The sequence below is a fragment of the Halobacillus sp. BBL2006 genome (assembly GCF_000786645.1).
Lineage (GTDB): Bacteria > Bacillota > Bacilli > Bacillales > Halobacillaceae > Halobacillus.
The window spans coordinates 1-2,527 of sequence record NZ_JRNX01000330.1 but is presented as its reverse complement, the minus strand read 5'-3'; the positions used below and the strand labels follow the sequence as shown (position 1 = coordinate 2,527).

At 41.2% G+C, this 2,527-nt stretch carries 2 protein-coding genes; one reads left to right on the top strand and one right to left on the bottom strand.

Features of this window, described 5'->3' with window-relative positions:
- Positions 1–178: 178 nt before the first annotated feature.
- Complete coding sequence (locus tag LD39_RS10485; RefSeq protein WP_052158814.1) at positions 179–919, bottom strand: phosphatase PAP2 family protein; 741 nt, start codon at positions 917–919, stop codon at positions 179–181.
- Between the two features lie 188 nt (positions 920–1,107).
- On the opposite strand from LD39_RS10485, the gene LD39_RS10480 reads away from it, so the two are divergent.
- On the top strand, positions 1,108–2,527 hold a 1,420-nt coding region (locus tag LD39_RS10480), incomplete at its 3' end, for a prolyl oligopeptidase family serine peptidase (protein WP_035546031.1).

Below are 2,527 nucleotides of genomic sequence, written 5' to 3'. Positions count from 1 at the left end.
GTTAAATAACCTTTAACTTCAATTTTTTGATTAAGAAAAGTCACCGAAACATCATGGAGCTTAACACAACCATAACAAAAAGGTCTGTCCCCAATGCCAAAGCACGAAGGGACAGATCTTTTAAATTTGATACCAGAATTAAGCAGATCCGAACACATTTTACTCTTATCTCTCTTTCTTAATCTTTTGTTGCTAACACGTTTTTACCCTTCTCATACTTTGGGTTCTTGTCTTCCTGCCGCCTTCTTTGATGCCAGAGAGTAATTTCAAGAGCAATGATACAGATCAACAGCCAGGCAAGTCCAAACAGAAATCCTGCTGCAACGTCAGTGAAGAAATGAACCCCCATATACACCCGGGTAATTCCAATAATTAGGGTCAGAACAGCTATAAAAATGTTGATCGGCCACTTCCATTTTTTGTCTAAATGACTGATGGCTACTAAGTAAATGATGAAGGCATAGAAAACAAGAGCTCCAGCCGAGTGCCCACTTGGGAAACTGGACGTTGCTCCATGATATTCCCCCATAAATTCCGGGCGTTTTCTTCCAAATTGAGACTTCAATAAGGCTGTTAGCGAACTAATACCTGCCATACTTACGATAAAATAAATGCCTACCCAGCGGCTCATTTTAGAAAAGAATAATAAGTAAACAGCTAGCGCAAGCGAAGCGACCGTGATCAATATAACTGACCCGGCTTGGGTAACCACTTTCAATATTGGATCAATTCCTTGAAATGAAGTCGCCTTTACGAAATCAAACGCTGCTTGATCGATAGCAAATTTTTGGTCTGCTAAAACACCTGCAGCCAAGTCCATAAAATAATAAATACTAGCCCCTAGCGAAAGAAACCCAATGAGAATCAAAAGGATTGATGTCGCAGAGAGGTCTGAAAGTTTCGTACCTGAAAACAACATACCGTACACCTCTATCAATTTTATTGTATGTATTTTTTCCCTACTAGCCTCACCACGAAACCATCCATAAATTGGAAAATTAACCTTTTTTCAAAATTGAATGTATTTAAAGGAAAAATATAACAGGAAATCGAATGAGTAAAGACAGGTTATACCAAAATGCTACAAAATTCAGGAGGAAATAAACCATGTTACAATTGCCGAAGCCCGATGTAGAACAATTTTTTCAAACTTATGGAATCGAGACGTTTATCGTCAGCCCTGATGAGTCACAACTCGTCTTCAGTACAAACTTTAACGGAAAATATAATTTATGGGCGATGGACCTGCCTAATACATTCCCATATCCGTTGACGTTCCACAATCAAAGCTGTCATCAACTCGCTTATGATAAAAAAGGAGATTTCATCATTGCGGTCGTTGATGAGGACGGCGATGAGAATGGGCAGGTTTATGCCACCCCTCCTCAGGGTGGAACGCTCAAACCAGTCCGTCAAGCTGAAGGATTTCGACACGACTTCCCTTTTCTATCAGATGATGGCAAGCGTCTGTATTATACCTCTAACAAGGACGACGAAGCGTTTATGAAGGGATACTGCTACGACTTGGAAACTGACACCGAGGAAGTCGTTGTGCACGGAGAAGACGCTCCAATCGTTTTGCTGGATAAAAGCCCAGAAGAGAAAAGCTTTCTCTATCAGAAGTTTTTTGCCAATACATACAGCTTGGCTTATGTGCAGCAGGAGGATGAGGATATACTGCTGACACCCACTGCCGAACCTCAGCACACCGTTTCAGGATCTGTATTTGTGTCTGAAAGAGAGATTTATTTGCTGACAAACTTTGAAAGTGATTTTTCCTACCTCGCCAAATTTGATCTTGAAGAAAAAGAATTCGAGAAGGTTGTGGAACTTGAGAAAGAAGACTTTTCCCAAATCAAATATGATTCGTCTACTCATTCGTTGTATATGGTCACTGAAAAAGGCGTGCAAGATTACCTTTACAACTATAAAATCTCAACCGGAGAATTAGGAAAAATCAACGCACCGGTATGCATTATCGATCAACTAGTGATTGCTGAATCTGGCAATTTGTATATACGGGGGGATTCCTCTACCATTCCAGCCAATCTATACAAGCTTACGAAAGAAGGCTGGATAACGCTGACGAATTATGGTGTACCAGGAGTAAAAGAAGAAGAATTGATCGCACCTGAAGTTGTCACTTATGCTTCATTTGACGACTTACCTATTGAAGCGCTGTTATTCCGTCCAAAACCTGAAAATGATAATGGACACGTTATTTTGTGGCCGCATGGTGGACCACAATTCGCTGAACGTGATTCATTCCGATCTTTATTCTCGTTTCTCGTGTATCGAGGATACAGCTTGTTCGCCCCTAATTTCCGTGGTTCCACCGGATACGGTATGAAGTTTACAAAGATGATTGAAGGAGACTGGGGACACGGGCCACGTCTTGATAACATCGCTGGTGTCGAATGGCTGATCAAGAAAGGATATGCTTCGCGGGATAAAGTGTTGTTGATGGGCGGAAGTTATGGAGGCTATATGTCCATGCTCCTGCATGGAAGACATCCAGAGTACTTCA

Bases quoted from the DNA above. Each gene is read 5' to 3' on its own strand.
- LD39_RS10485 (WP_052158814.1), bottom strand. From the start codon at position 919: ATGTTGTTTTCAGGTACGAAACTTTCAGACCTCTCTGCGACATCAATC.